The 2,434-nt window shown below is 39.1% G+C and carries 3 protein-coding genes; all 3 read right to left on the minus strand.

What is annotated here, in order from left to right; translation table 11 throughout:
- Positions 1-41 precede the first annotated feature (41 nt).
- The gene (locus tag CEX73_RS01945; protein ID WP_101626920.1) at positions 42-932 is read right to left on the minus strand and encodes a metal ABC transporter permease; all 891 of its coding nucleotides are present in this window, start codon (positions 930-932) and stop codon (positions 42-44) included.
- The gene (locus CEX73_RS01950; protein ID WP_101626921.1) at positions 933-1,655 is read right to left on the minus strand and encodes a metal ABC transporter ATP-binding protein; all 723 of its coding nucleotides are present in this window, start codon (positions 1,653-1,655) and stop codon (positions 933-935) included. It lies immediately after the preceding gene.
- Between the two features lie 198 nt (positions 1,656-1,853).
- Positions 1,854-2,309, minus strand: coding sequence for a single-stranded DNA-binding protein (locus CEX73_RS01955; RefSeq protein ID WP_101626922.1), 456 nt, complete (start codon positions 2,307-2,309; stop codon positions 1,854-1,856).
- Positions 2,310-2,434: the final 125 nt, after the last annotated feature.

Genomic DNA, 2,434 nt, shown 5'->3' on the forward strand with positions numbered 1-2,434 from the left:
GAGCATAATTATGCTGAGAGCAAATGAACTAAATAACCTTTTCATTTGTTGTCCTTGCTGACCATAACATTATGCCGGCGCCGGCGGAAAAGCCGCACTTTTCCGCCACGTGGTCCAACTAACACAGAGAACAAAAAGACGATACTAGCTATTAATACGATCGTAGGTCCAGCTGGAATATAGCTATAGAAAGACCAGCTCAGCCCGCACCATGAGCAAACTAATCCAATGATCGTTGCTAAAAAAAACATGTATGGTAACCAATTAGTCCAGCAGGATGCAGCTATGGCTGGCAATATCATCATACCTACAGACATCATGGTACCAAGCATTTGAAAACCTATTACTAAGTTCAGTACTACTAACGCTAAAAATAAGGACTGAATTAAGCACGGAAATATAGAAGAATTGACTCGTAAAAAGGTAGCATCAAATGATTCTACTACTAGCGCGCGATAGAGCAAAGCTAGAGTAAGAAAAGTAATACTGGTAATGATACCAATCAAGTAGATAGCGCTAGTATCTACACTAAGAATAGAACCAAATAACAGATGCTGTAAATCTATACTAGAACCTCGTAATGATATTAATATTACACCTAAAGCAAGTGATCCCAGATAAAATCCCGCGAAGCTAGCATCCTCTTTCAATGAAGTCATGGTGCTAACCCAACCAGATAGCACGGCTACTACTACACCAGCAATAAACCCGCCGATTCCCATCGCTGCCCGGGACATACCATAGACTAGATAACCTATTGCTACACCTGGTAAAATAGCATGAGATAATGCATCCCCTACTAAACTCATACGACGTAGTAAAAGAAAAACTCCTAACGGAGTAGTACTGAAGGATAAAGCTAAGCAAGCAACTAGTGCGCGGCGCATAAAACCATAGGAAATAAAAGGGTCAAAGAGTAGATGAATCATCATTCAACCCTCTGGTACTGTACAGTTCTGGAACTTCATGAGTATCTCAGTAGAAGGTCCCCATGCATAATTAGATCGTGATAACAGCAGAGTTTGGGGAAAATGATTTGCAACTAGTATGTTATCGTGTAGCACAACTATAATAGTAGACCCCTGTTTATGTAGTTGATGAATAAACGTTATAAGTAGATTACAAGTAGGTTGATCAATAGCGGTAAAAGGTTCATCTAGCAAAATAATCGGCGCTTGTTGCACCAGTAGCCTTGCAAATAACATACGCTGAAACTGCCCGTTCGATAGGGAGCAGATAGTACAGTGTGCTATATGATCTAATCCTACTAGTATTAAAGCCTGCCAGATCATAGTTTGCTGGTGAGCGTTAATACTACGTAGTAGGCTCGTAGCTGGCCAACAACCAATTGATACGACTTCAAAAACTTTAAGCGGAAATTGACGATCTATATCTATTTGCTGCGGTAAATAACTGATGTACGGGCGGCTTTCTTCCGCCCCGAAATCAATTTTACCTCCCACCGGAGGTAACAGGCCAGCGATCGTTTTCAGTAAAGTAGATTTACCACTGCCATTAACGCCAATAATAGCAGTCATGCTACCGCGTTCAAATATACCGCTCACCGGTTTGCCTATACTTTTATCTTTATATCCGGTCAGCAAGTTATGTAATCGTATCATGGCAACATTGATGACCAAATTATTGCTTTCCATAGTAGCAGTAAAACCGTAAGCGCTAGTAACATACGTGTTAAACCGGCAGCAATAAGTATTACCTGACCTAAATAAGAGTTTTCTTGAGAAGAAAAGTACAACATATAAATACTCGCAACAATTTATTGTTATGATATAACGTATTTTATTTTGTTCCTCCCGGCAACATTTTTTTATCAATAATAAATTATTATTGTTTTAAAAGGGAATATCATCATCAAAGTCAATTTGCGGTTCATTGCTTACGGCATTTACGGTAGAGGGTTTATTAGGTGTTACACTTAAACGTGTTGTAGAACCACTCTGACGGCCACCTAACATTTGCATAGTACCACCAACGTTGACTACTATTTCAGTAGTATAGCGATCTTGGCCGCTTTGATCTTGCCACTTACGGGTTTGTAAAGATCCTTCTATATAGACTTGAGCGCCTTTACGTAGGTATTCACCGGTTACTTCTGCTAGTTTGCCAAACAGCACTACGCGATGCCACTCAGTTTTTTCTTTAGTGTCACCGGTTTGTTTGTCCCGCCAGCTTTCAGATGTAGCTAGGTTTATATTAGCAACAGCGCAACCATTAGGCATATAGCGTATTTCTGGATCCTGACCTAAATGTCCTACTAGAATCACTTTATTTACGCCTCTACTAGCCATGGAGCTATCTCCTAATAAATCATTTTAGTTAAGTTTATTTAATATTTTAACATTTCTAACAAATAAAAACATGTTTATAACTTTGAAATAAATAATTATTGATGATTTTCGTAGATATCCACAAC

It is taken from the genome of Candidatus Palibaumannia cicadellinicola, from assembly GCF_002855795.1.
GTDB classification, from domain to species: domain Bacteria; phylum Pseudomonadota; class Gammaproteobacteria; order Enterobacterales; family Enterobacteriaceae; genus Baumannia; species Baumannia cicadellinicola_C.

Excerpts from the sequence above, each read along its gene's own strand:
- CEX73_RS01945 (WP_101626920.1), bottom strand. The coding sequence starts at position 932 with ATGATGATTCATCTACTCTTTGACCCTTTTATTTCCTATGGTTTTATG.
- CEX73_RS01950 (WP_101626921.1), bottom strand. The coding sequence starts at position 1,655 with ATGGAAAGCAATAATTTGGTCATCAATGTTGCCATGATACGATTACAT.
- CEX73_RS01955 (WP_101626922.1), bottom strand. The coding sequence starts at position 2,309 with ATGGCTAGTAGAGGCGTAAATAAAGTGATTCTAGTAGGACATTTAGGT.